Annotated in this window: 28 protein-coding genes; 18 read left to right on the top strand and 10 right to left on the bottom strand. The window is 63.1% G+C overall.

The features are described 5' to 3' along the window. Genes LQ788_RS11245 through secG form a run of 6 tightly spaced genes read left to right on the top strand, consistent with a single transcriptional unit; the run spans position 1 to position 5,320 of the window. Complete coding sequence (locus tag LQ788_RS11245) at positions 1-996, top strand: gluconeogenesis factor YvcK family protein (protein ID WP_231441017.1); 996 nt, start codon at positions 1-3, stop codon at positions 994-996. 26 nt (positions 997-1,022) lie between these two features. Continuing rightward, positions 1,023-2,006, top strand: a complete 984-nt coding sequence (whiA, locus tag LQ788_RS11240; protein ID WP_009881375.1) for a DNA-binding protein WhiA — start codon at positions 1,023-1,025, stop codon at positions 2,004-2,006. Between the two features lie 9 nt (positions 2,007-2,015). After that, entirely contained in the window at positions 2,016-3,017 is a 1,002-nt protein-coding gene (gene gap, locus LQ788_RS11235; RefSeq protein WP_231441015.1) for a type I glyceraldehyde-3-phosphate dehydrogenase, read from the top strand. After that, positions 3,014-4,231, top strand: coding sequence for a phosphoglycerate kinase (locus LQ788_RS11230; RefSeq protein ID WP_231441013.1), 1,218 nt, complete (start codon positions 3,014-3,016; stop codon positions 4,229-4,231). Before gap ends, LQ788_RS11230 begins: the two co-directional genes overlap by 4 nt. A gap of 14 nt (positions 4,232-4,245) precedes the next feature. After that, positions 4,246-5,031 carry a triose-phosphate isomerase gene (tpiA, locus tag LQ788_RS11225; RefSeq protein WP_231441011.1) on the top strand — a complete coding sequence of 262 codons (786 nt, stop codon included), beginning with the start codon at positions 4,246-4,248 and terminating at the stop codon, positions 5,029-5,031. Between the two features lie 43 nt (positions 5,032-5,074). Continuing rightward, a complete protein-coding gene (gene secG, locus LQ788_RS11220; RefSeq protein ID WP_231441010.1) occupies positions 5,075-5,320 on the top strand; it encodes a preprotein translocase subunit SecG in 246 nt (81 codons plus the stop codon). Between the two features lie 119 nt (positions 5,321-5,439). Here the strand turns inward: secG and LQ788_RS11215 are convergent, their stop codons facing one another. From LQ788_RS11215 to tkt, 3 genes are read right to left on the bottom strand one after another with little or no spacing between them, the layout of a single operon-like run. Further along, positions 5,440-7,062, bottom strand: a complete 1,623-nt coding sequence (locus LQ788_RS11215; RefSeq protein ID WP_231441008.1) for a glucose-6-phosphate isomerase — start codon at positions 7,060-7,062, stop codon at positions 5,440-5,442. Further along, on the bottom strand, positions 7,059-8,162 hold the full coding sequence (tal, locus tag LQ788_RS11210; RefSeq protein ID WP_231441006.1) for a transaldolase: 1,104 nt from the start codon (positions 8,160-8,162) through the stop codon (positions 7,059-7,061). Before tal ends, LQ788_RS11215 begins: the two co-directional genes overlap by 4 nt. Then, entirely contained in the window at positions 8,159-10,240 is a 2,082-nt protein-coding gene (gene tkt, locus LQ788_RS11205; protein ID WP_231441004.1) for a transketolase, read from the bottom strand. The genes tal and tkt overlap by 4 nt, the downstream gene beginning before the upstream one ends. A gap of 272 nt (positions 10,241-10,512) precedes the next feature. Here tkt and LQ788_RS11200 point away from each other — a divergent pair, with 272 nt between their 5' ends. Then, positions 10,513-11,490 (top strand): heme o synthase, encoded by a 978-nt coding sequence (locus LQ788_RS11200; RefSeq protein ID WP_231441003.1) that lies wholly within the window; start codon positions 10,513-10,515, stop codon positions 11,488-11,490. A gap of 54 nt (positions 11,491-11,544) precedes the next feature. Further along, positions 11,545-11,823 (top strand): putative quinol monooxygenase, encoded by a 279-nt coding sequence (locus LQ788_RS11195; protein WP_231441002.1) that lies wholly within the window; start codon positions 11,545-11,547, stop codon positions 11,821-11,823. Between the two features lie 36 nt (positions 11,824-11,859). Here LQ788_RS11195 and LQ788_RS11190 read toward each other — a convergent pair whose 3' ends face one another. Genes LQ788_RS11190 through LQ788_RS11175 form a run of 4 tightly spaced genes read right to left on the bottom strand, consistent with a single transcriptional unit; the run spans position 11,860 to position 14,885 of the window. Continuing rightward, positions 11,860-12,324, bottom strand: a complete 465-nt coding sequence (locus LQ788_RS11190; RefSeq protein WP_231441001.1) for a VOC family protein — start codon at positions 12,322-12,324, stop codon at positions 11,860-11,862. Continuing rightward, positions 12,287-13,186 carry a COX15/CtaA family protein gene (locus LQ788_RS11185; protein WP_231441000.1) on the bottom strand — a complete coding sequence of 300 codons (900 nt, stop codon included), beginning with the start codon at positions 13,184-13,186 and terminating at the stop codon, positions 12,287-12,289. The genes LQ788_RS11190 and LQ788_RS11185 overlap by 38 nt, the downstream gene beginning before the upstream one ends. 8 nt (positions 13,187-13,194) lie before the next feature. Beyond that, positions 13,195-13,926 (bottom strand): ABC transporter permease, encoded by a 732-nt coding sequence (locus tag LQ788_RS11180; RefSeq protein WP_231440998.1) that lies wholly within the window; start codon positions 13,924-13,926, stop codon positions 13,195-13,197. A gap of 32 nt (positions 13,927-13,958) precedes the next feature. Further along, the gene (locus LQ788_RS11175; protein WP_231440996.1) at positions 13,959-14,885 is read right to left on the bottom strand and encodes an ABC transporter ATP-binding protein; all 927 of its coding nucleotides are present in this window, start codon (positions 14,883-14,885) and stop codon (positions 13,959-13,961) included. Between the two features lie 103 nt (positions 14,886-14,988). On the opposite strand from LQ788_RS11175, the gene LQ788_RS11170 reads away from it, so the two are divergent. From LQ788_RS11170 to LQ788_RS11125, 10 genes are all read left to right on the top strand, one after another. Beyond that, positions 14,989-15,708 (top strand): helix-turn-helix transcriptional regulator, encoded by a 720-nt coding sequence (locus LQ788_RS11170; RefSeq protein ID WP_231440994.1) that lies wholly within the window; start codon positions 14,989-14,991, stop codon positions 15,706-15,708. Next, complete coding sequence (sufB, locus tag LQ788_RS11165) at positions 15,705-17,135, top strand: Fe-S cluster assembly protein SufB (protein WP_009881361.1); 1,431 nt, start codon at positions 15,705-15,707, stop codon at positions 17,133-17,135. Before LQ788_RS11170 ends, sufB begins: the two co-directional genes overlap by 4 nt. Positions 17,136-17,169: 34 nt before the next feature. Further along, positions 17,170-18,345: a Fe-S cluster assembly protein SufD gene (gene sufD / locus LQ788_RS11160; RefSeq protein ID WP_231440992.1), complete on the top strand. Its 1,176-nt coding sequence runs from the start codon at positions 17,170-17,172 to the stop codon at positions 18,343-18,345. Further along, entirely contained in the window at positions 18,342-18,665 is a 324-nt protein-coding gene (locus tag LQ788_RS11155; RefSeq protein ID WP_231440990.1) for a non-heme iron oxygenase ferredoxin subunit, read from the top strand. Before sufD ends, LQ788_RS11155 begins: the two co-directional genes overlap by 4 nt. 50 nt (positions 18,666-18,715) lie before the next feature. Continuing rightward, a complete protein-coding gene (sufC, locus tag LQ788_RS11150) occupies positions 18,716-19,474 on the top strand; it encodes a Fe-S cluster assembly ATPase SufC (protein ID WP_009881358.1) in 759 nt (252 codons plus the stop codon). Beyond that, a complete protein-coding gene (locus LQ788_RS11145; protein ID WP_231440989.1) occupies positions 19,474-20,724 on the top strand; it encodes a SufS family cysteine desulfurase in 1,251 nt (416 codons plus the stop codon). The genes sufC and LQ788_RS11145 overlap by 1 nt, the downstream gene beginning before the upstream one ends. Positions 20,725-20,734: 10 nt before the next feature. Next, positions 20,735-21,202, top strand: coding sequence for a Fe-S cluster assembly sulfur transfer protein SufU (sufU, locus tag LQ788_RS11140; RefSeq protein WP_231440986.1), 468 nt, complete (start codon positions 20,735-20,737; stop codon positions 21,200-21,202). 2 nt (positions 21,203-21,204) lie between these two features. Beyond that, on the top strand, positions 21,205-21,540 hold the full coding sequence (locus tag LQ788_RS11135) for a metal-sulfur cluster assembly factor (RefSeq protein WP_009881355.1): 336 nt from the start codon (positions 21,205-21,207) through the stop codon (positions 21,538-21,540). Between the two features lie 209 nt (positions 21,541-21,749). Then, positions 21,750-22,430 (top strand): ribonuclease H family protein, encoded by a 681-nt coding sequence (locus tag LQ788_RS11130; protein ID WP_231440984.1) that lies wholly within the window; start codon positions 21,750-21,752, stop codon positions 22,428-22,430. Continuing rightward, on the top strand, positions 22,427-24,025 hold the full coding sequence (locus LQ788_RS11125) for an ABC-F family ATP-binding cassette domain-containing protein (protein ID WP_231440982.1): 1,599 nt from the start codon (positions 22,427-22,429) through the stop codon (positions 24,023-24,025). The genes LQ788_RS11130 and LQ788_RS11125 overlap by 4 nt, the downstream gene beginning before the upstream one ends. Positions 24,026-24,031: 6 nt before the next feature. On the opposite strand, the gene LQ788_RS11120 is transcribed toward LQ788_RS11125, so the two are convergent. The 3 genes from LQ788_RS11120 to LQ788_RS11110 are packed head-to-tail and all read right to left on the bottom strand — an operon-like array spanning position 24,032 to position 25,568. After that, complete coding sequence (locus LQ788_RS11120) at positions 24,032-24,934, bottom strand: SURF1 family cytochrome oxidase biogenesis protein (protein ID WP_231440980.1); 903 nt, start codon at positions 24,932-24,934, stop codon at positions 24,032-24,034. Continuing rightward, on the bottom strand, positions 24,934-25,146 hold the full coding sequence (locus LQ788_RS11115; protein WP_009881349.1) for a hypothetical protein: 213 nt from the start codon (positions 25,144-25,146) through the stop codon (positions 24,934-24,936). The genes LQ788_RS11120 and LQ788_RS11115 overlap by 1 nt, the downstream gene beginning before the upstream one ends. Further along, complete coding sequence (locus LQ788_RS11110) at positions 25,143-25,568, bottom strand: DUF3099 domain-containing protein (RefSeq protein WP_231440978.1); 426 nt, start codon at positions 25,566-25,568, stop codon at positions 25,143-25,145. Before LQ788_RS11110 ends, LQ788_RS11115 begins: the two co-directional genes overlap by 4 nt. Between the last annotated feature and the right edge of the window lie 129 nt (positions 25,569-25,697).

The raw sequence follows: 25,697 nt of genomic DNA, 5'->3' as shown, positions 1-25,697 counted from the left end.
ATGGAGACCGAGGATCTCCCTCAGATCATCCCCGCTGTCAAGGACAAAGGGCCGAAGATCGTCTCCTTCGGCGGGGGACACGGCCTCTACGCCGCGCTGCGCGCATTCCGTCTGCTCACCGAGTCGCTGACCGCCGTCGTCACGGTGGCCGACGACGGAGGCTCCTCCGGCAGGCTCCGCGACGAACTCGGTGGCCTGCCCCCTGGAGACCTGCGGATGGCACTGGCTGCCCTCTGCGACGACGGCAACTGGGGCAAGACCTGGCGGGATGTGATCCAGCACCGCTTCGACTCCGACGGTGAGCTCAGCGGACATTCCGTGGGCAACCTGCTCATCTCGGCCCTGTGGCAGATCCACGGCGACCATGTCGCCGGACTCGACTGGATGGCCAAGCTTCTGCGCGCCCACGGTCGGGTCCTGCCGATGTCCTCGGTGCCTCTGACGATCGAGGCCGATGTGAAGTTCCCGGGATCCTTCCAGGTCGTGCGCGGACAGTCCGTGCTAGCCTCCACTCTCGGCCATGTTGAGACCGTGCGTCTCGATCCACCTTACCCACCGGCGCGACATGAGACGATCGAAGCCGTCGCCGAGGCAGATGTGCTCAACCTCGGCCCTGGATCCTGGTACACCTCGGTGATGCCGCATCTCCTCGTTCCCTCTCTCGCCGCTGCCATCGAGCGGTCCTCGGCAGTGAAGTCCCTCACGCTGAATCTCGGTTCCAGCGACGGAGAAACAAGAGATCTCAGTCTCAGCGAGCACCTCATGTCGCTGCACAGACATGCCCCCTCTCTTGAGCTGAATTACGTTCTCGTCGACGAGGCGGCAACACTGGCAGAACCTGACCTCGAGCGGTGCGCGAGGGAGATGTTCAACGCCAAACTCTGGGCCCGTCCACTGCACTCACGACGGGCAGGACAACATGACAGTCTCAAGCTCGCCGCGTGTTACCGTGACATGTTGGTGGACGCCGGGATCGGCGTGGACGAGCAGTGGTAACCAATTCTGTTGCAGGAGGACGAACAATGGCACTGACCGCTCAGGTCAAGGATGAGTTGGCACGGGTGAAGATCACCCGCACTTCTGCTCGCAAAGCCGAAGTGTCCGCGATCTTCCGCTTCTCCTCCGCACTTCACCTCGTCAACGGGTCGATCGTCCTTGAAGCCGAACTCGACACCGCACAGGCGGCCAAGCGTCTCCGCAGCGAGATCAAGGACCTCTACGGCCAATACGCCGATATCGTGGTCATCAACGCCGCCGGAATCCGTCGTTCCAATCGCTATCTCCTGCGCGTGACCCGTGACGGCGGTGCCCTGGCCCGCCAGACCGGTCTTGTGGACAACCGCGGACGCCCCGTACGCGGCCTGCCCTCAGCGATCGTCAACGGATCCGTCGCCGATGCCGAAGCCGCCTGGCGTGGCGCATTCCTGGCCCACGGATCATTGACCGAACCGGGACGTTCCTCCGCACTGGAAGTCACCTGCCCCGGCCCAGAGGCGGCCCTTGCTCTCGTCGGCGCCGCCCGGCGTCTGGGACTGAGCGCGAAAGCCCGCGAAGTGCGCGGAGTCGACCGGGTCGTCATCCGCGATGGTGACGACATCGCGGCGCTGCTGACCCGCATGGGTTCCCATAGCGCAGTGCTCGTGTGGGAGGAACGTCGGATGCGGCGCGAGGTCCGCGCCACAGCGAACCGGTTGGCCAACTTCGACGACGCGAACCTGCGACGTTCGGCCCGCGCAGCAGTCGCTGCCGGGGCCAGAGTCGAACGGGCCCTGGAGATCCTCGGCGACGAGGTTCCCGAACACCTGCGCTATGCGGGCCAGCTGCGCGTCACCCACAAACAGGCGTCATTGGAGGAACTGGGCCAACTGGCCGACCCGCCGATGACCAAAGATGCCGTCGCCGGACGTATTCGCCGCCTCCTGTCCACCGCCGACAAACATGCCGAAGATCTGGGAATTCCCGGCACAGAGGCCAGTCTCACCCCGGAAATGCTCGAAGATCGTTAAGATCGAGTCATGAGACGAATCGCCATCAACGGCTTCGGCCGTATCGGTCGTGCCCTGTACCGTCTGTCCCTCGAACCCGGCTCCGACTTCCAAGTCGTCGCCATCAATGACCTCACCGACACCCAGACGCTGGCCCACCTGCTGGCCTATGACTCCGTGTGGCCGCGCTTCGGCCACAGCGTCGAAGCCAGCGACGACGCACTGACCGTCGATGGGACCACCATCTCCGTGCTCAGCCAGGCCGACCCGGCCGAAATCGACTGGTCGGCACACGAGGTCGAACTCGTCGTCGAATCCACCGGACGATTCACCCGACGCGACCAAGCCGAGGTCCACCTCGGCGGGACCGTGAAGACCGTTGTGCTCTCGGCACCGGGTAAGGAAGTCGACGGAACATTCGTCATGGGCGTCAACGAAGCAGACTTCGACCCTGCCCAGCACACTGTCGTCTCCAACGCATCGTGCACGACGAACTGCATGGCGACCATCGTCAAAGCCGTCGACGACGCCCTTGGGGTCGAATCCGGCCTGCTCAACACGGTCCACGCCTACACCGGTGACCAGATGCTCGTCGACGGACCCCACCGCGACCTGCGCCGTGCTCGTGCCGCGGCCGTCAACATCGTCCCGACGACGACCGGTGCCGCACGCACCGTCGGCAAGGTGATGCCGCACCTGGCCGGCAAGCTCGACGGGCTCGCGGTTCGCGTTCCCGTCCCTGCCGGATCGATCATCGACTTCACCTTCACTCCGAAGCAGAACGCCACGACCGAAGAGGTCAATGAGATCTTGGCCAAGGCCGCTGAGTCCTCGCCCTACCTCGAATACAGCACGGCACCTCTGGTGTCGACCGACATCGTCGGCACCACCGCCTCGGCGATCGTCGATTCCCAGCTCACGATGACGCTCGGGAACCAGATCAAGGTCGTGGCCTGGTACGACAACGAATGGGGCTACACCAACCGCCTCAAAGACATGGTCAGCTACATCCTCGGTGAAAGGAACAAATGAGGACCTACGACGACCCGCAGATCTTCTCCCACCGCACGGTCCTCGTTCGCAGTGACTTAAACGTGCCGATGGACGAGGGCACGATCACCGACCGTGGTCGCATCCTGGCCTCGGCCGGCACGATCAAGGCCCTCGCCGAGGCGGGGGCGCGGGTGATCGTCATGTCCCACCTGGGACGGCCCAAGGGCGAACCCGACCCGCAGTTCTCGCTTCATCCGCTGGCTCCCGAACTCGCGAAGGCGATCGGCCGCGATGTCGCATTCGCCGCCGACACAGTCGGTGAGGAGGCGAGGTCCAAAGCAGCGGAACTGGCCGACGGTGAGGTTCTCCTGCTCGAGAACCTGCGCTTCAACCCGGGCGAGACTTCGAAGGATGACAGCGAACGGCGGACCTTCGCCGCACAGCTGGCCGAACTGGCAGACGACTTCGTCTCCGACGGCTTCGGAGTCGTCCATCGCAAGCAGGCCTCGGTCTATGACATCGCGGCACTGCTGCCCCACTACGCCGGATCTCTCGTTCGGGCCGAGGTCGAAGTCAGCGATCGTCTGCTGAACTCGCCACAGAGGCCCTTCACCGTCGTCCTCGGCGGGTCGAAGGTCTCCGACAAGCTCGGCGTCATCGACAATCTCATCGACCGTGCCGACAACCTCCTCATCGGCGGCGGAATGGTCTTCACCTTCCTCGCCGCGCTCGGCCACGACATCGGGTCCAGCCTCGTGGAGAAGGACCGCGTCGACGACGTCAAGGGCTACCTCAAACGCGCCGAGGACGGGGGCGCGAACATCGTCCTGCCCACGGACATCGTCATGGCCGCATCGTTCGCAGCCGAGGCAGAGAACTGGGTGCGTCCCATCGCAGACCTCGAATCCACCTCGGCCGGTGCGCAGGGCTTGGGCCTCGACATCGGACCCGACTCGGCACAGGCATACGCCGAGATCATCTCGAACTCGACGACAGTGTTCTGGAACGGCCCCATGGGAGTCTTCGAATTCCCTGCCTTCGCCGCCGGAACCAAGGCCGTTGCGGCCGCACTGACCAACGAGGCGGGCGCTGACAATGCACGACTGACCGTCGTCGGCGGAGGCGATTCGGCAGCGGCCGTGCGCACGCTCGGCTTCGCCGATGACGATTTCGGCCATATCTCCACCGGTGGAGGCGCCAGCCTCGAATACCTCGAAGGCAAGACGCTGCCCGGACTCGAAGCACTCGCGTGAGAAAGAAGACGACTATGAGCGACCGCACCCTGCTTCTGGCCGGCAACTGGAAGATGAACCACGACCACCTCGAAGCGATCTCCAGTGTCCAGAAGCTTGCCTGGGCACTCGAAGACGCCAAACTCGACGGGACGCAGTGCGATGTCGTCGTCATCCCTCCGTTCACCGACATCCGGTCCGTGCAGACACTCATCCAAGGCGACAAACTGTGGCTGAGCTATGGGGCCCAAGACGTCTCCCAACACGAACCAGGTGCTCATACCGGAGAGATCGCCGCATCATTCCTGTCCCGCCTCGGCTGCACCTACGTCGTCGTCGGACACAGCGAACGGCGCGCGAACAATCATGAGACCAACGACGTCGTCGCGGCCAAGGTCAAAGCGGCCCTCGCCCAGGACATCACCCCGATCCTGTGCATCGGCGAATCACTGGAACAGCGTCAGGAGAAGACCCATGTGGACTTCACCCTCACGCAGCTCGAAGAGTCCTTGAACGGATTCGACTCGGCAGCGCTCGAGGGGCTCGTCATCGCCTACGAACCTGTCTGGGCGATCGGCACAGGGGAGACCGCGACAGCTGACGACGCTGCAGAGATGGCGGCGGCCATCCGTGCCCACCTCGAAGAGAAGTACGGCTCCGCATTGGCATCGAGCACTCGTATCCTCTACGGTGGTTCGGTCAAGACCGACAATGTCGCTGAGATTCTCGCATCCGACGATGTCGACGGCGCACTCGTCGGTGGAGCGAGCCTCAACGGGCCCGATTTCGCCGCTTTGTGCAAGGCCGCAGTAGCAAAGTAGACTGACCAACACATCCTCTGACGAAATATAGGTAGTTCTCGACGTGGAAATCCTCAACATTGTACTCATCGTGCTGCTCGTCCTCACGAGCATCTTCCTGACTCTCCTCATCCTCATGCACAAGGGCAAGGGCGGAGGCATGTCAGACATGTTCGGTGGAGGCATGTCCTCATCGCTGGGATCGTCGGGTGTCGCCGAGCGCAACCTCAACCGGTTCACGACCCTGATGGCGATCATCTGGGGCGCGTGCATCATTCTGCTGGGTCTCATCACCCGATTCAACGCCTGAGCGCGTCTGCCGGAATCCCGTAACCACGTAGTACGACGAAGGACCCTGACCATGGTCAGGGTCCTTCGTCGTCAGCAGATGATTTCAGCCGAACTGGCGGTCGGTGAGTCCGTCGTCAGTCAGTCGACACCGAAATGATGTTTGGGTTCGACCTCCGCAATCGCGCGACGCAGCTGCTCGAGACCCTGTGCCCGGTCGAGCAGATGAACCCGGAGGACGGGACGGCCCTTCTCCTCCAATGCGGCAGCATCGCCGAGGGCCTGTGCCCGCTGCAGTTCGGTGAAGCCGTAGTCGCGTCCGGGAACCAGCAGATCCGTCCGGGGCTCAGCAGTGATCTGCAGATATACCCCGTTGGGATGGCCGCCCTTATGGTACTGACCCGTCGAATGCAGATACCGTGGTCCGAATCCGAACGTGGTCTGCACACCCGCATGCTGGGAGACCAGTCCGCGGAGATCCTCGGCCTGGGCATCGGCGATGCGGTCGAGGAACGCCTGCACACCGACATACCCGTACTCATCGACCTGTGCGAAGAGCTCTGCGATCGCGCCGACGAGATCAGTGGCCTCGTCGAACTGGCCGAAGATCTCGACCTGCTCCTCGCGGAACACCGGCTGCGCGGGTGCACTCGACGAACCCTGTGAAAGAGCCTGCCTGGCATGTTTCTTCGCTGACTCAACATCCGGCTGGTCGAACGGGTCGACCCCGATGCTGTACCCGGCGATGGCAGTGGCGAACTCCCAGAACACGAACAGCTCACCGAGTGCACCGTCCAGGTCAGAATCGAAGCCCGAAGGTGCCGTGACATCGGTGGCGGGACCGAGAGTGCACAACATGGCGTCGGCTCGGGCATCAGAGAAGCCGACGTCGCCTGTACCCTCGACAACGACAGGCAGGATGCCCTGACCGTCTTTGCCCAGAGATTCGGCTACGAGCTGCTCGACCCACTTGCTCAACCCCGACAACGTGGGTGTGGTCTCTGCGAGTACGAGCTTCTCTGTCGCCCGGGCATGCCCGATGCCCAGCCACGTCCCGAACTGCAGCGCGGGATTGTCAGGTGCATCGGCTGCGAAACCCTCGACGGCCGCTGCCGCTGAGGCGGCGATCGCGCGGATGTCGACACCCGCGAGACCCGCTGGGACGAGACCGAAGGCCGACAGTGCGCTGTAGCGGCCTCCTACTGTCGGATCAGCATGGAAGGTGGCCAGGAAGCCCTGCTCTGTGGCCAAAGCATCGAGCTCGGTGCCCGGATCGGTGATCGCGATCAGGCGTGACGCGGGATCGATGCCCACCGATTCGAACGCCGCAGAGAAGGCTCTGCGGATCGCATCGGTTTCGATTGTCGTTCCTGACTTGGACGCGACGATGAGCACGGTGTGAGACAGATCGGTCCCGATCGCCTCGGCGACTTGGTTGGGGTCGGTGGAATCCACCACTTCGAGCCTGACTCCGGCGGACTGGGCCATGACTTCCGGGGCCAGCGACGAACCGCCCATTCCGGTCAGGCTGATGGAACGCAGTCCCTGTGACTCCAGCCGGGAGCGCAGGGACTCGATCTCGTCGACGAGTTCAGCGGCTCTCTGCGGCAGATCCACCCAGCCCATGCGCGGCACAGGGTCCACAGCGTCCGTGAACAAGGTGGCATCCTTGGCCGCCAGGCGGGAAGGTACACGTGACTCGAGGAGGCGAGCTGCCTCGGCTTCGTAGTCCTCAGTGACGGGGACGCTGTGCTGGAGCCTCATGACCGGTCCAATGCAGTGCGAATCGTCTCCTGCAGCTCCGCCCAGCTGACGTCGAACTTCTCAAGGCCTTGGGTCTCGAGCACGGTCATCACCTCCGCATAGTCGATTCCAAGCCGCGCCAAACGGTCGAAGACCTTATCGGCGGCCCGGTAGTTCTCCGGCGAGATCTCGGCAGTGACCTCGCCGTGATCGGCAAACGCCTGCATCGTGGGTTCTGGCATCGTGTTCACGGTGTTCGGTGACACGAGCCCCGACACATACATGGTGTCCGGGTAGTCGGGGTTCTTGACTCCGGTCGATGCCCAAAGCAGTCGCTGCGGTGTGGCGCCGGCAAGTTCGAGGACCCGGAACCGTTCGGATGTGAACAGCTGCGAATGGATCTCATGGGCCAGGACGCAGTTGGCGATTCCGGCCCGGCCCTTGAGCTCGGCTCCGGCAGGGTCATCGAGACCGTCCAAGCGTGCGTCGATCTCCGCGTCCACACGAGAGACGAAGATCGAGGCCACCGACTTGATCTGGCTGAGATCGTGTCCCGCTGCTCGTGCCTTCTCCAGGCCCTGGAGGAAGGCTTCGACGACGTGGCGGTAGCGGGTGAGCGAGAACACCAGGGTGACGTTGACGCTGATGCCCGCGGCAATCGTCTCCGAGATCGCTCGCAGTCCGGCTTCGGTCGCCGGGATCTTGATCATCGCATTGGGTTCGCCGACGCGTTCCCACAGAGCCTTCGCCGCCGCGACTGTGCCCTCGGCATCGTGAGCCAATGGGGGAGCGACCTCAATCGACACTCGCCCGTCGTCGCCGTTGCTGGCGTCATAGACGGGGCGGAAGAGCCTGGCGGCCGCTGCGACGTCCGAGGTGGTCAATGACTCGATCGCCTCATCGGCGGAGACCTTGTCTGTGCCGAGTTCGGAAAGGGCAGCATCATAGCTGTCGGACCCGGCGATGGCATTGGCGAAGATCGTCGGATTCGTCGTCACTCCCGTGACGTTCGAGTCCTCGATGAGTCGTGCCAGATCACCGGACTCGAGGCGAGTCCGCGACAGGTCATCGAGCCAGATGGAGACACCGTGCTCGCTCAGCTTCGTCAGATTGCTGCTCATGCGTCCGCCTTCGCTGCTGCGATCGATTCCTTGGCGGCAGTGACGACCGCAGCCGGAGTGATTCCGAACTTCTCATACAGAGTGGCGTAGTCGGCCGAGGCACCGAAGTGTTCGATCGACACGGCACGACCGGCATCGCCGAGGTACTTGTGCCAGCTCATCGCCGATGCGGCTTCGATGCTCACACGGGCCTTCAGACCCCGAGGGAGGACCGCTGCACGGTAGTCCTCGGGCTGTGCGTCGAACCATTCCTGACACGGCATCGAGATGACTCGTGCGGCGGTGCCTGCTGCCTGCAGCTCTTCGGCAGCGGCGATCGCGATGGCGACCTCGGAACCGCTGGCGAGGATGGCGACCTCGGGCTCATCTGCAGTGTCGAGGAGGACATAGCCGCCACAGGCCGCTTCCGAGGCGGGCGCGTACTTCTCACGGTCGAGGACCGGAACGGCCTGACGGGTGAGCACGAGCCCGCTGGGGCCATCGGTGCGGTCGAGGACCTTGCGCCAGACAACGGAGGTCTCGTTCGCATCGGCCGGGCGGACCAGATCGAGACCGGGAATCGCACGCAGTGCGGAGAGGTGCTCGATCGGCTGGTGGGTGGGACCGTCTTCGCCGAGGCCGATCGAATCGTGAGTCCACACGAAGACGTTCGGCAGCTGCTGCAGAGCGGCCAGCCGGATGGCCGGACGTTGGTAGTCGCTGAAGACGAGGAAGGTGCCGCTGTAGGGACGCGTGCCGCCATGGAGGGCGATGCCGTTGCCGATGAGTCCGGCTGAGAACTCGCGGACACCGAAGTGGATGTTGCGCCCGTACTCATTGCCGGAGAATGCGCCGGTCGAACGGTGCTCGGGCAGGAAGCTCGGGTCGCCCTTGATCAGCGTGTTGTTCGAACCTGCCAGGTCAGCCGAGCCGCCCCACAGTTCGGGCATGGTTGCAGCGATGGCGTTGAGAACCTGTCCGGATGCTGCACGGGTTGCGATGCCCTTATCGCTGGTCTCGAACACCGGGAACTGGTCGTCAAGACCTGCCGGGAGCTCACGCTTGGCCAGACGGTCGAAGAGCTCGGCATTGGCAGGGTTCGCCTCGCGCCATGCGGTGTAGGACTCGTCCCACTCGATGTGGGCGCTGCGTCCGCGGTCCAGTGCCGAACGGGTGTGGTTGAGCACCTCGGCGGGGACCTCGAACTTCTGCTCGGGATCGAAGCCGAGGATCTCCTTGGTTGCCTTGATCTCGTCGTCGCCGAGTGCGGAACCGTGCGAACCGCCGGTGTTCTGCGCATTCGGAGCGGGCCAGGCGATGATCGTCGAGAGACGGATGAAGGAAGGACGGGAATCTGCCTTCGCGGCCTCCATCGCTGCGTGGAAGGCGTTGAGGTCTTCGTTGTATTCCTCACCTGCACGGAAGTCGACGTGCTGCACATGCCAGCCATAGGCGGCATAGCGTGCGGCAGTGTCCTCGCTGAAGGCGATCGCAGTGTCATCTTCGATCGAAATTCGGTTGTCATCCCAGATGACGATCAGGTTCGACAGCTCCTGGGTCCCGGCCAAGGACGAAGCCTCACCGGAGACGCCCTCTTCGAGGTCACCGTCGGAGGCGAGAACCACAACGGAGTGGTCGAACGGAGAGGTTCCCGGAGCCGCGTCAGGGTCGAAGAGACCGCGTTCGCGACGGGAGGCCATGGCCATTCCCACCGCGGAGGCGAGCCCGGAGCCCAGCGGCCCCGTGGTGATCTCGACACCGGCAGTGTGTCCCACCTCGGGGTGGCCTGGAGTCAGGGAGCCCCAGGTGCGCAGCGCCTTCAGATCGTCGAGTTCAAGACCGAAGCCCGAGAGGTAGAGCTGGACGTACTGGGTCAGTGAGCTGTGCCCACAGGAGAGAACGAAGCGATCACGGCCGGCCCAGCTCGGATCGGCAGGATCATGCTTGAGACCGTGCTGGTAGAGATAGTGAGCAACGGGAGCGAGACTCATCGCGGTTCCGGGGTGACCGTGTCCGGCTTTCTGCACTGCATCTGCGGCGAGGAGGCGGGCGGTGTCGACTGCGCGGTTGTCGAGTTCTGTCCAGGACAGGGAGTTCATGTCTTCGAGCGATCCTTCGTTCGTCTTAGAGGCGTGCACTCAAACTCTACCGTGCCGGGTCATAAACGCTAGGGGTGAGATCACCAACGCCGAGATCGTGATCGCGGTGGCCTGTGGCAGTGAAGTGGTCTTCGGCTGCGGGGTAGTGGTGCCTGTTCGCGACGGGGGACCTCGTCGTCTGGATCCGTGACTGGGATCTGGTCCAGAATCGGACTCCGAAACGCATCCTCGCCCAACTGGCAAAATATTCGACAGAGGGTAGAATCGAGTGCGTGAGTGAACTTCGTCAGAACCAGGACACGCAGAGTGAACGCCCTCTGCAGAGGGCAATCGATGAGGAGCGACTCTCAAAACGTCCCCGCTCGATCATCAGTGCCTACATCGCACTGACCAAGCCTCGAGTGATCGAACTCCTGCTGGTGACCACCGCTCCGGTGATGTTCCTCGCCGCACAGGGGATGCCGAATATCTGGCTGGTCATCAACACTCTTATCGGCGGCGCGGCAGCAGCCGCCTCCGCGTCGGTGTTCAACTGCTATGTCGATCGTGACATCGACGCGAAGATGGAACGGACCAAGCACCGTCCGCTGGTGACTGGTGAGATCACGCCACGGGCCGCACTCATCTTCGCCTTCGCCCTGGGGCTGGGATCGATCTTCTGGCTCGGCGGCACCACGAACTGGGTGACCGCTGGGCTCACCGCCTCCGCGATTCTGCTCTACGCGGTCTTCTACACGCTGATCCTCAAACGTCGCACCACACAGAACATCGTCTGGGGCGGCGCTGCAGGATGCATGCCCGTCCTCATCGGTTGGTCCGCTGTCACCGGCGGTCTGTCCTGGGAGGCGCTCCTGCTCTTCCTCGTCGTCTTCTTCTGGACGCCGCCGCACTACTGGCCGCTGGCGATCAAGTACAAGGCCGACTACGACGCCGCAGACGTTCCGATGCTGCCCTCGAAGGTGCCGCCGACGAACGTCGGTCGCCAGATGATCGCCTACACCTGGGCCATGGTGCTGTGCTCACTGGCGCTCATCCCGCTTGCCCCCATGGGGCCCGTCTACACGGCCGTGGCTGTTCTCGCCGGCGCCTGGTTCCTGTTCTCCTGCTACGCCCTCGTCTCTCGGGCAAAGAAGGGCAAGAGCGGAACGTCGCTGAAGGCGATGAAGGTCTTCCATGGTTCGATCACCTACCTGTCGCTGCTCTTCCTCGCAGTCGCAATCGATCCGTTCGTCCTGCCCGGCTTCTGGTAGATCTTCACCTTTTTGATCGGTGGGTCATCCCCGGTCTGTGACAGGCTTGCCCTTGTGAACAGCATTATTCTGACCGGTCAGCTGATATGCCGATCGGATGAGGAGAACGCAGCCGTTGTGGAGCTGCTGCCTCGACACATCGAATTGACGCTTGCCGAACCGGGATGCGTCTCCTTTGCTGTGGAGCAGAGTGATGACCCATGGATCTGGGATGTCACCGAATGTTTCAAGGACGCCCGTTCCTACGATCTCCACCAAGCACGTGTTCAAGCGAGCGAGTGGGGCCATGCGACGGCCGATATTGAGCGCAGCTACACAATTTCGGGCTTGTGATGCGCGACAGAAGCCGCCCCAGCCGGCGCTGCGCAATCACCCGGCGTTGATGAGGTCCTCGATGACGATCTTCTTCATTCCCATGAGCGCCTTGATCTGAGCATCCCCGGTCATCAGTTCGCCCAGATTCGCGGGAACGATCTGCCAGCTCAGTCCGTATTTGTCCTTGAGCCAACCGCACTGCTCGGACTCGGGGACAGCGGACAGAGACGTCCAGAAATGGTCGATCTCGGCCTGATCAGCGCATTCGACGGTCAAGGAGATCGCTTCGTTGAACCGGAACATGGGGCCGCCGTCGAGGCAGATGAAGCGGGTCCCGTCGAGGACGAAGACCCCGGTGATGACCTTCCCGCTCATTCCCTCGTAATGGGGATCCAACGACTCATCGGGATAGCGTTCGATGGAGACGATGTGCGAGTTCGGGAAGATGGAGCAGTAGAACTCCATCGCCTCCTCGGCGCGATCAGTGAACCACAGGCTGGGAACGATCGGTGTGGGCATGAGTGCTCCTCGAGTACGCGCTGTCCAGGACGGCAACGCTTGCAGCGATCGTAGCCGAGAGTCCGATCATATGTAATGCCACGAGGACGATCGGCACACCGGTGAAGTACTGGACGTAGCCGATGAGGCCTTGTGCGAGTTCGATGATGAGGAGCACGATAAGGGGTTTGACCATGACACTGTGCCGCTTGACGGCGATGTAGAGGGCTACGATCGTGGCGATGACCATGAGCCAGACAGGGAAGGCGTGCGCACGGGTGATCCAGACGTTGTCGAGACCGTTGCGCGTCGACATGGTTGAGCCCGAGTGCGGGCCGGCGCCGGTGGTCAGAACGCCGAAGAAGACGACGATCGCGGTGAGGACGAGGATGGTCCAGCCCAGTGCAGGCAGCGGAGAAGGCGCCTTCTCACCGGTGCGGATGCCCGTATCGTAGGTGCGGCGCACGAAGTAGGCTGCGACTCCCACAGCAATGGCGGAGGGGACGAAGTGGCCGGCCACAACCCAGGGGTTGAGCTTCGTCCACACGGTGATCCCGCCGACGATGGCTTGGACGGGCACGATGGCCAGCAGCCCGAGGTTGAGCCAGAACAGGTCCGGACGCTGCTTCCGTGACTTCCAGAGCATGAGGAAGATGACGACGCCGATCATGGCGAGAACCACCGCCAGCGTGCGATTGCCGAATTCGATGAGGCCGTGGATGCCCATCTCCGGTGTCGTCACCAGGGAGTCCGGGGTGCATTTGGGCCAATCCGTGCAGCCGAGGCCAGACCCGGTGAGCCTGACGATGCCACCGCTGAAGATGATGCCAGCCTGTGCGATGAGCATGACCCAGGCAGCGACGCGGATCTTCTTTGTGACCATTTCTCTCCTCATTCGAATCGGAACCACCTGCGTGCCGCAAACGTTCCCAACAGCCCCCACACGAGGAGCACGATCAGTGCCTTGACATCGAAGCCAGCTCCGCCGACGGCCGCACGCATGGCATCGCCGAGGGCACCGGAGGGCAGATAGCCGACCACGGTGCCCCATTCTCCGGGATGTGCGATGACGAGTCCGCCCACGCCGGCCATGAGCACCCAGATCAGGTTGGCGCCGGCCAGAGTGGCCTCAGCGCGCACAGTTCCTGCCATCAGCAAGCCTAAGGACAGGAGTGCTGCGGTGCCAAGCAGCGTGGTCAGGATCAGTGCGAAGGCGTTGACGGGGCCGTCGAAGCCCAGCCCCAGCGCGATGGCGAAGGCAAGTATGAACTGGATGATGACGACGGTGATGACGGCGCCGAGTTTGCCGAGGATGAGCCCGTTCGCACCCAGCGGCGTCGTCGCCAACTGGCGCAGGACCCCATAGCGTCGGTCGAAGGCTGTGGCGATCGCCTGACCGGTGAACGCGGTCGACGCCAGGCAGAGGCTCAGCGCACCGGGAATTGCCACGGTGAGCGGGTCGGTGCCCTCCGAGACAAGGCCAAGGGCCTCCAGGAGCGGGGTCTTCGCAAGGAAGACGAGCATCCCCAGAGGCAGGATGAGGGAGAGCAGCAGCTGTTCGCCGTTGCGCAGCACCGAGATGGTCTCGAATTTCGTCTGGGCAATGACGCGCTTCGTTCTCATGCGAGGCATCTGAGTTGTCGCGGGGATCTGGTTCATCGCAGCGGCCTGCCCGTGAGTTCGAAGAACACGTCGGCCAGCAACTGCGAGTGCATGTCGATGTCCGTGATCGCCAGTCCCGCCTCGGCGACGGCCGTGCATAGGGCAGCGATCTGGGCACTGCTCAGGTCTCCGTCGATGACGAAGCCCGATCCCACCGCCGAGGTGGGGGCGATGGTGCTCATCGTGGTGCTGAGTTCACGGTGTGTTTGGTTCAGCGGCCGGTCGACGGTGATGACGAGTCGGCGGCCGGCGGGGGAGGCGTTGCGCAGGTCCTCGGGTGCACCCTGGGCGATGATGCGTCCCCGATCGATGACGACGACTTCATCGGCAAGCTCTTCGGCCTCGGCGAGGTCATGGGTCGTCAGGACCACCGCCACCGAGGCGGCTGCGAGCTCACGGATGAAATCGTGGACGACCGCTCGCGCCTGCGGATCGAGACCGGCGCAGGGTTCATCGAGGAAGACCAGCCGCGGTCGGCCGATGAGCGCGGCGGCCAGAGCCACGCGCTGCTTCTGACCCCCGGAGAGCCGACGGATCGTGCGTGAGGCGAACTCGTGGATGCCCAGCGGCTCGGCGAGTTCGTCGATGGTCAGCGGATTGGGATACAGCGAGGCCAGGTGGCGCAGAACCTGGAGAGGCTTGGCGCTCATCGGCAGGCCGCCGTCCTGGAGCATGACACCGGCCAGCAGGGATGTCTGTTCGTGCCGGCGGTAGGGGTCGAGCCCGAAGATCTCGATCTCACCGGCATCTGGAGGCCTCGTGCCCACTGCCAGAGAGATCGTCGTCGACTTGCCAGCACCATTGGGGCCGAGCACACCGAGGATGGATCCGGTGGTGGCATCGAGGTCGATCCCATCGACGACGTGGTGTGCGCCGTACGAGTAGTGGAGACCACGAATGGTGAGGGCCGATTCTGACACCACACCATTCTACGACGCGTCGAATCGCCCCGTAGTTAGGCTCACCTAGTTTTACGAAACAAATTACGCAACAATAGTGTTGTGTTAGTCAAGGAGGTGGAGAATGGCTGCGAACGACACAGAAGATCGCCGTACCAGAGAGAAGGTATTTCGATCGGTGCTCGATGAAGGGCCGATCACTGCCTCGGCGTTGGCGAAAAGCCTTGACCTGACTCCGGCGGCGATTCGTCGTCATATGGATGCGCTGGAGAGCGAGGGCCTCATCGAGGTTCGCGAACTCGCCGGCAAGCAGGCAGTCCGTGGAAGACCGGCCAGACATTACGTGGTCACCTCGCGTGGACACGGGTCCGTCACCCACTCATATGACCAGCTGGCAGTCGATATCCTGCGGTTCATGAAGGACCGAGTCGGTCCCGAAGCCGTAGAGGAATTCACCGAGGATCTGGTCGCGAAACTCCGCGACAACCTTGGCGGGGAACTGGACCGACGGGGAGGCACCACAGTGGCTTCCCGCTCCCGGGGCCTGGCTGCGGCATTGACCAAGGAGGGCTACGCCGCCTCGGCGACACCGGTGGCAGCCGGAACCCCTCTCGAAGCGATGCAGCTGTGCCAAGGACACTGTCCGATCCAGGCAGTCGCCTCCGAGTTCCCCGAGATCTGCGAAGCAGAGCTCGCCATGTTCTCGGACTACCTGGGCGTCGATGTCCGCCGTCTGTCCTCGTTGGCCCACGGCGACCACGTCTGCACCACCCATATTCCGACCTCGGAACTCACCAGACCACTCATCCACAGCAATGATCGACCTCAAGGAGGTTCACGATGACTGACACAGGCAATCGGATCATCGATGCGAATCCCGAGCTCAAAGACCTCGGGCAGTACGCATACGGTTGGCACGACGGAAACGACGCCGGCGAGTTCGCCGCGCGCGGACTCTCGGAAGAAGTCGTCCGCAACATCTCGAAGTTGAAGGACGAGCCGGACTGGATGCTGCAGCGCCGACTCAAGGCGCTGAAGCTGTTCGAGAAGAAGCCGATGCCCAGCTGGGGTGCAGACCTCACGGGAATCCACTTCGACGACATCAAGTACTTCGTCCGCTCCACCGAGGGCCAGGCCACGTCCTGGGAGGACCTGCCCGAGGACATCCGCAACACCTATGACAAACTCGGCATCCCCGAGGCGGAGAAGCAGCGCCTCGTCGCCGGTGTCGCCGCTCAGTACGAGTCTGAGGTCGTCTACCACCAGATCAATGAAGAGCTCGAGAAGCAGGGCGTCATCTTCATGGACACCGACACCGGTCTGCGCGAGTACCCGGAGATCTTCGAAGAGTACTTCGGTTCGATCATTCCCTCCGGTGACAACAAGTTCTCAGCGCTGAACACCGCGGTCTGGTCCGGCGGCTCCTTCGTCTACGTCCCCAAAGGCGTCCACGTCGAGATCCCGCTGCAGGCCTACTTCCGCATCAACACCGAGAACATGGGCCAGTTCGAGCGCACCCTCATCATCGCCGACGAAGGCTCGTCGGTGCACTACGTCGAGGGCTGTACAGCACCGATCTACAAGACCGACTCCCTGCACTCGGCAGTCGTCGAGATCGTGGCCAAGAAGGATGCCAAGGTCCGTTACACGACCATCCAGAACTGGTCGAACAACGTCTACAACCTCGTCACCAAGCGTGCCATCGCCGAAGAGGGCGCTTCCATGGAATGGGTCGACGGCAACATCGGCTCCAAGGTCACCATGAAGTACCCGGCCATCTGGCTCACCGGTGAGCACGCCAGGGGAGAGACCCTGTCCGTGGCATTCGCTGGTGAGGGCCAGCACCAGGACACCGGTGCGAAGATGGTCCACGCCGCTCCGAACACCCACTCCTCGATCGTGTCGAAGTCCGTGGCCCGTGGCGGCGGACGTTCCGGCTACCGTGGACTCGTCCACGTGAATCCCGGAGCCAAGGGCTCGTCGAACAACGTCCTCTGTGACGCACTTCTGGTCGACAACATCTCCCGGTCGGACACGTACCCCTACATCGACATCCGCGAGGACGATGTGACTCTGGGTCACGAGGCCACCGTGTCCAAGGTCAGTGAGGATCAGCTCTTCTACCTCATGAGCCGCGGCATGGAAGAGACCGAGGCAATGGCGATGATCGTGCGCGGGTTCGTCGAACCGATCGCTCGCGAGCTGCCGATGGAATACGCCCTCGAGCTCAACCGCCTCATCGAAATCCAGATGGAAGGTGGCGTGGGCTGAGTCAGCCTGCCACCGTCTGCTAAAGGAGTTTTAAGTGACTGATACCACCAATCCGCTGGGCCTTGATGAGCACTCTCATGGCGCCGGCGTCCAGGTTCCCGATTCCAAGCGGGACGCACGCACACGCAGCTTCGATGTCGCCGACTTCCCCGTCCCACACGGACGCGAAGAGGAATGGCGCTTCTCCCCGGTGCGCAAGCTCAGTGATTTCTTCACCGATGTTGCCTCCGAGTCGACGCTGACCACGAAGGGCGACCTGCCCGAGGGCATCTCCGTCGAGGAGATCTCGCTCGAGGCCGCTCAGGAACTGGGCATCCTCGAACCCGAGGACCGGGCCGCAGCCGTGGCCGCCAACCGCGCCTCGACCGTGACCCACTACTCGGTTCCGGCCAACACCGAACTGACCGGTGCCGCCATCATCCACGCTGACGGAAACGGCGACGACATCTCCCACGGACACGTCGTCGTCTCTGTCGGCGCGAACGCGAAGGCGACCGTCGTCATCGAGCACGAAGGACTGGCCCGGCATTCCGAGCTCGTCTCCCTCGTGATCGGAGACGGCGCCGACGTGACCTTCGTGTCCCTGCAGCTCTGGGACGACGCCTCACAGCACCTGGGCCAGCACGACGCGATCGTGGGCAAGGATGCGAAGCTCAAGCACATCGCCATCAGCCTCGGTGGAGACATCGTGCGACTGAACACGAACGTGCGCTACTCCGCAGCCGGGGGAGAGGCCGAACTGCTCGGTCTCTACTTCGCCGATGCCGGGCAGCACTTCGAGCACCGCACCTACATCGACCACAACACGCCGAAGGCCACGTCGAACGTCCACTACAAGGGCGCTCTTCAGGGCAAGGACGCACGCAGCGTCTGGATCGGCGACGTGCTCATCCGCCCCGAAGCCCTCGACATCGACACCTACGAGCTCAACCGCAACCTCATCCTCTCCGATGGTGCGCGTGCGGACTCGGTGCCGAACCTCGAGATCGAGACCGGAGACATCGCCGGTGCAGGACACGCGTCTTCGACCGGACGCTTCGATGAGGAGCACCTGTTCTACCTGATGAGCCGCGGCATCCCCGAGGACGTCGCCCGTCAGCTCGTAGTCCGCGGATTCTTCAACGAAGTGATCCAGAAGATCCAGGTCCCCGAGATCGAAGAGGTCCTCAACGAGCGAATCGAGGAAGAACTCTCCCGGAGCGTTCTGTGACCATGCTCGACGTTGCGGCCGCCGACGAGGTGGCCGCGGGGGCGACGATGCGCATCGAAATCGACAACTTCGAGATCTGCATCGCCCGTGACTCCGATGGCACGATCCACGCCGTCGACGATCTCTGCACTCACGGCGAAGTGTCGCTGGCCGAGGGCGAAGTGGAAGGATGCGCCATCGAATGCTGGTTGCACGGCTCCCAGTTCGACCTCACCTCCGGCAAGCCGTTGAGTCCACCGGCCTTCGAACCGATCGCAGTCTATGACTGCAAGGAGATCGCCGGCCGCATCCTGATTGACCCGAGCACAGTGCTCAATTGACCAGCACGCTCAACTGATCACCACGCTTATCTGAACTGAAAAGGATTGACATGTCCACTCTGAAAATCACTGACCTGCACGTCAGCGTCAACACCGAAACCGGTCCCAAGCCGATCCTCAACGGCATCAACCTGGAGATCAACTCCAACGAGACCCACGCCATCATGGGCCCCAACGGCTCCGGCAAGTCGACCCTGGCCTACTCCCTGGCCGGTCACCCGAAGTACCAGGTGACCTCGGGCACCGTGACCCTCGACGGTGAAGACGTCCTCGCGATGTCCGTCGACGAGCGGGCCAAGGCAGGCGTGTTCCTGGCCATGCAGTACCCGGTTGAGGTTCCCGGCGTGACCGTGACGAACTTCCTGCGTTCGGCCAAGACCGCGATCGACGGCGAAGCTCCGAAGCTGCGTCACTGGACCAAGGACCTCAAGTCCGCGATGGAGAACCTCCGCGTGGATCCCGAGTTCGCCAGCCGCAACGTCAACGAAGGATTCTCCGGCGGCGAGAAGAAGCGCCACGAGATCCTCCAGATGGAGATGCTCAAGCCCAAGTTCTCGGTCCTCGACGAGACCGACTCCGGCCTCGACGTCGATGCCCTGCGCATCGTGTCCGAGGGCATCAACCGGGTGCGCGAGACGACCGATGTCGGCGTTCTCCTCATCACGCACTACACGCGTATCCTCAGCTACGTCAAGCCCGATCACGTGCACGTGATCATCAAGGGCAAGGTCGCAGAAGAGGGCGGACCAGAACTGGCCGAACGCCTCGAGAACGAAGGTTACGACCGCTTCCTGCAAGCACCGGCCTGATGTTCTCTCGTCTTCGGAACGACTTCCCGATCCTGGACACCAGGGTCGGGGAGTCGCCTCTGAGCTACCTTGACTCGGGCGCGACTTCACAGAAGCCGCAGTGTGTCATCGACACATTCACCGAGTACTACTCGCAGCGCAACGCCGCGGTCCATCGCGGGGCGCATTCGCTCGCGGTGATGGCCACTGACGCGTTCGAGGCCGGCCGCGAAGCCGTCGCCAACCTCGTCGGCGGAACACCCGAACAGGTGTGCTGGACCAAGAACGCCACCGAGGCCCTCAACGTGGTCGCACTCGGCATCGACCGAGCCAGCCACGGCTTCGGCGGAGAGTCCGCACAGCGCTTCAGCCTCGGTTCCGGCGATTCGATCGTCGTGACCGAGATGGAACACCATGCGAACCTCGTGCCCTGGCAGCAGTTGGCGCACTCGACTGGCGCCACGCTCCGGTGGATTCCGGTCACAGATTCCGGTGAGCTCGATCTCAGCGATCTCGACACCATCGTCGATGAGACCACGAAGGTCTTCGCCTTCACTCATGTCTCCAATGTGCTCGGCACCATCAACCCGGTCGACACACTCGTCGCCCGGGCCCGTGAGGTCGGTGCCCTCGTCGTCCTCGACGCCTGCCAATCGGTCCCGCACATGCCTGTGAACTTCGTTGACCTCGATGTCGACTTCGCGGCCTTCTCCGCGCACAAGGCGCTGGGGCCCACGGGCCTCGGCACCCTGTGGGGCAAGTCGGAGCTGCTGAACGCACTGCCCCCGGTGCTGACCGGCGGATCCATGATCACCACGGTGACCATGGAAGATTCAGAGTTCATGGACGCACCACAGCGCTTCGAGGCCGGAACCCAGCCCGTTGCCGAGGTCGCGGCCTTCACCACCGCGGTCAACTACCTCGCCGAGGTGGGTCTGGACAAGATCTTCGACCATGAGCGAGACCTCGCCCGAGTTCTCCTCGACGGAATCGCGGAGATTCCCGGCATCACCGTGCTCGGCTCGGCAGAGGACCGGATCGGCACCGTGGCCTTCGACGTCGACGGCGTCCACGCCCACGATGTCGGCCAGTACCTCGACTCCCAGGGAGTCGCGGTCCGGGTCGGTCACCACTGTGCTCAACCGCTGCACCGGCGCTTCGGCGTCACCGCCACAACCCGGGCGAGCACCTACCTGTACAACAACACCGAGGACTGCGAGCGGTTCCTCGCCGCTCTGGCCGAGGTCCGTCCCTTCTTCGGCGTTCAGTGAGGTCCAGGCCATGAGCACACAGATGCAGCAGCTCTACCAGCAGGTCATCCTCGACCACTCGCGGGAACGGATCGGCAACGCTGATCTCCTTGGAGATGGCGCGACGGGGCCGCACGGTTCCTCGCACCAGATCAACCCCACCTGTGGGGACGAGATCGAACTCGAAACCGAGTTGGGCAGCGACGGCAGCATCGTCGTGCGCTGGACCGGCGACGGGTGCTCGATCTCGATGGCCTCGGCCTCGGTCCTGTCCGAGCTCGCCGAGGAGAACACACTCGAAGGCATGCTCGATGTCGAAGCGAAATTCCACGAACTCATGCACTCTCGTGGGACAATGGCAGGGGACGAGGAAATACTCGGCGACGCCGCGGCGTTCTCTGGAGTGTCGAAGTTCCCGGCCAGGATCAAGTGCGCGCTCCTGTCCTGGGTGGCGTTCAAGGACGCACTCAACCAAGCCCAAACGTCTCTGAAGGAGTAAGAATGCCCGAAGTGATAGACGCACCGCAGAATGCAAGCATCGACGAGGTGCGCGAAGCGATGATGGATGTCGTCGACCCCGAGCTCGGCGTCAACATCGTCGATCTCGGACTCGTCTACGGCCTCTCTGTCGAAGACGACGGAACCGCCGTCGTCGAAATGACGCTGACCTCAGCGGCCTGCCCGCTGACCGACGTCATCGAGGACCAGACGGCGCAGTGCCTCGAAGGCATCGTGCCGGCCTACCGGATCAACTGGGTCTGGATGCCGCCATGGGGCCCGGAGAAGATCACAGACGACGGTCGCGAGCAGATGCGCGCCCTCGGCTTCAACATCTGAGTTCCGTCATTATCGACGTCCTCGCGGGGACGTCGCACCTTCACCTCGCCGAGGTGGGAGCATCGATTCCGGTGCCCCCACCTCGGCGATGTTCGTGAGTGCCGCAGCACCTGTCCCGAGTCGGCAGGGGTTGTGCAGATCACCCGCCCTGAACGCGGGGGCACGAGCTCGGCATGAAAGAATGAAGACCGACTTTCCTAGGAGAACCATTGACGATCATCGCGGCCGCAGACGGGTCAGCCCTCGGCAACCCCGGACCCGCCGGCTGGGCTTGGTATGTCGACGATGACTGCTGGCATGCCGGCGGCTGGAAAGAATCGACGAACAACCGCGGTGAACTCATGGCTGTCCTCGACCTGCTGAACTCCACTGCCGGCGCAGGTGAGGACCTCAAGGTCTTCTGCGACTCCAAGTACGTCATCAACGCCTTGACGAAGTGGATGCCCGGCTGGAAGCGCAAGGGATGGAAGAAGGCTGACGGCAAGGACGTCCTCAACAAGGATCTCCTCGAACAGCTCGACTCTGCGCTGAAGAGCCGCGAGGTCGAATTCGAATGGGTCAAGGGCCACAGCAATCATGCGATGAACGAGGCTGCCGACGATCGTGCCCGGGCCGCCGCGACCGCCTATCAGAAGAACACCACGGTTCCGTCCGGGCCCGGATACGTCCCCGCGGGGGCGTCGGAGTCGGTCACCGCGCCCGCAGTCGAAGAAGATCTGGCTGCAGAAGGGACCCCGGACGTTGTTCCGGAAGCCGGGGCCACGACCTTGGTCTCCTGTCGCGTCCCCACCCACATCGCAGACGAACTCGTCTCCCGGGCGCAGGCTCAGGGAATCCACCCGCAAGAATTCTTGGCCGACATCATCGGTCGCAGTTTGGAGAATGAATGATTCAGGCATCCGACCTCGAAGTCACAGTCGGCGCTCGTACGCTGATGTCCGAGGTCTCCTTCCGCGTCGACAAGGGCGACCGTGTCGGCCTCGTCGGACGTAACGGGGCTGGTAAGACCACCCTGACGAAGGTGATCATGGGAGGCCACAGCGCCTCGAAGGGCAGTGTCTCCGTGTCCGGGTCGGTGGGCTACCTGCCGCAGGATCCCCGCAGCGGCGATCCCCAGGCCACCGGCATGGAACGCATCCTCTCCGCTCGCGAGCTCGACGTCCTCGTCAAGCGTCTGCGCAAGGCCGAGCACCAGATGGCCTCACCGGATGAGAACGTCTCGATGAAGGCCATCGACCGCTACCCGCGCATCGAAGCCGAATTCATGGCAGCAGGCGGCTATTCGGCCGAGTCTGAAGCCTACGCCATCGCGGCCAACCTCGGCCTTGACGAAGATCTCATCAATCAGGAGATCGGCACCCTCTCCGGCGGTCAGCGGCGCCGCGTGGAACTGGCCCGAATCCTGTTCTCGGCACCTGACACCATGATCCTCGACGAGCCGACGAACCACCTCGACGCCGAGTCCGTGCTGTGGCTGCGTGACTACCTCAAGGGCTACTCCGGTGGGCTCATCATCATCAGTCACGACCTCGATCTCATCGATGAAGTCGTCAACAAGGTGTTCTTCCTCGACGCGACCCGCCAGACCATCGACATCTACTCGATGGGCTACCGCCTCTACCTCAAGCAGCGTGAAGACGATGAGCGTCGTCGCCGTCGTGAGCGTGCCAATGCTGAGAAGAAGGCCTCGGCGCTGACCGCCCAGGCCAACAAGATGATGGCCAAGGCCACGAAGACTGTGGCCGCCCAGCAGATGGCCAAACGTGCCGAACGTCTGCTCTCCGGCCTCGACTCCGAACGCAGTACCGAGAAGGTCGCGAACCTGCGGTTCCCGGCTCCTGCGGACTGTGGACGCGTGCCGCTGACGGCAGAGGGACTCTCACGCAGCTTCGGTTCGACCGAGGTGTTCACCGGCGTCGACCTGGCCATCGACAAGGGCTCACGCGTCGTCATCCTCGGCTACAACGGTGCCGGTAAGACCACTTTGCTGCGCCTGCTGGCCGGCCTCGACGAACCAGACTCGGGTGAAGTCGTGCCCGGCTTCGGGCTCAAGCTCGGCTACTACGCGCAGGAACACGAGACGCTCGATCTCGAACGCAGCGTGTTGGAGAACATGAAGCGCAATTCGCCGCACCTCGATGACACCGCCGTGCGCAATGTGCTCGGGTCGTTCCTGTTCTCCGGCGATGACGTCCACAAGCCCTCGAAGGTGCTCTCCGGTGGTGAGAAGACTCGCCTGGCTCTGGCCACGCTCGTGGTCTCCAGCGCCAACGTCCTCCTCCTCGATGAGCCGACGAACAACCTCGACCCGGCCTCGCGCGAAGAGATCCTCTCGGCAATTCGCCGCTATGAGGGCGCCATCATCCTCGTCACCCACGATGAGGGAGCCGTCTCAGCACTCGATCCCGATCGTGTGCTGCTGCTGCCCGATGGTGATGAAGACCTGTGGAACGACACCTACCTGGACCTCGTCACACTGGCTTGAGCTGGCTCAGCCGTGCCTGAACCGGTCCTCGATGAACTCGTCCTCTTCGGCCTCGTCGCGACCGTGCACGCTGGCTGATCTCAAACGGTTGCGGCCATAGCGGTTGCCGGGCTGCGAGATCTTCGCACCCGCACCCAGCGCCGCCTTGTCGACCACCTCGTACTCGACGTCACCGGTGACCTTTTCGGCCGCCTCGTCGTCGGCTCGCCGCTCACGCCTGGCCGAGATCGACACGGCGATGATGATCATGATGCCGAAGGTGAACCACTGGAGCATGTAGGACAGATGATTGCCCGGATCGAGGTCGGGCGCGGGAAGGGGAGTCAGCCCGGTCTCGTCGGGCAGGCCGTTGCCGGTGTGGACGGCTTCGGCGTAGACGTTGTCGTAGGCCGAGTCCATGCCGGGGATGCGGTCGGGATCGATGGCCTTGATCAGCCCGTCGGGATTATTGTCATCAGATCCGTCCTGAGCCGGCTGGAGACGGGCATTGATGGTCTGCTCACCGGACGGGGCCGGTGGTACCTCGTCGGGTTCCGCGATCCAGCCTCTGACGATTGCGATCGTGTCACCCGAGGTGAGCTCGAACGGAACGACGACGTAGTAGCCGACCTTGTCATTGACCGTGCGGTTGCGAGCGAAGACGGTGTCGGAGGTCTGGTAGTGCCCGGTCAGCGACACCTGGCGCCATTCATCGTCGGCGTCGAGTGTCGCCGAGGTGGACGGCAGAATGCTGTCGATGTCGACCGGAGTCGCGGAATAGTTCGCGTTGATCGTGTCAATCTCATGTTCACGCTGCTCGCGACGGTCCTTCTGCCACAGGGCGAGGAAGATGCAGGCGATGACGACGATGATCGTCATCGCGATGTATTTCAGCCACCGTGTGCTGAAGAGGAAGGAATAGCGTGCCATCAACCTGCGTCCTCCGGGATGTCGTCGATGGCGACGTCGCTCTGGTAGAAGCTGCGCAGGGTGAGGAATTCGCGCAGATAGTCGAGATGTTCGTCACAGGCCAGCCAGGTCTTACGGCGTTTGGGCATGTGCAGTCTGGGGTTGTTCCACAGGATTGCCCGCGTGGCGTCTGCCCGGCATCCCTTCGCCGAGCACGGGAGCTTCTCGGTCATGCACGATCACCTCGAGTCGAGTCAGTGGGGTGGGCGCTGCCGTCAGTGTCGCCAGTGTCGTCGGATTCCCCGGGAACGGTCTCCCCAGGGATCGTGTCACCGGAGATCGTCTCGCCGGAAATCGTGTCCCCGGTGGCCGGCGGCAACTCGGGCATGGGCGCATTGTCGATCAGGGCTGTATCAGCATTGCTGGAGCGTTCCCGGCCGGCGTTGGCGAAGATCACGGCGGGGTAGGGGAGGATCACGGCGCCGCCGACGCAGATCCACATCAGCACATGCCAATCCGCCCGGAACATGAAGTAGGCCGCCACGAAGCAGAACGTGCGAATACCCATGGTGATCGAATATTTGATGATCCGCGACTTCATGTCGTCATCAAGGGCAGTGTCTGCCGTGGTGATCTGCTGCGGGTGCTTGGACATATCCTTCTTCGCTCGATTTCTCCTACAAAATCATACTCTTCGTTTGTGTGAGTCGTATCGACGCTCGCCGGTTCACGATAGGTTAGTGGCGGTAGGTTTGATCCCCCTCATGGATCAATCTGTATTGTC

The organism is Brevibacterium zhoupengii, assembly GCF_021117425.1.
GTDB lineage: Bacteria > Actinomycetota > Actinomycetes > Actinomycetales > Brevibacteriaceae > Brevibacterium > Brevibacterium zhoupengii.
Note: the sequence above shows the minus strand (reverse complement) of the source record. Positions and strands in the feature narration are given on the sequence as shown.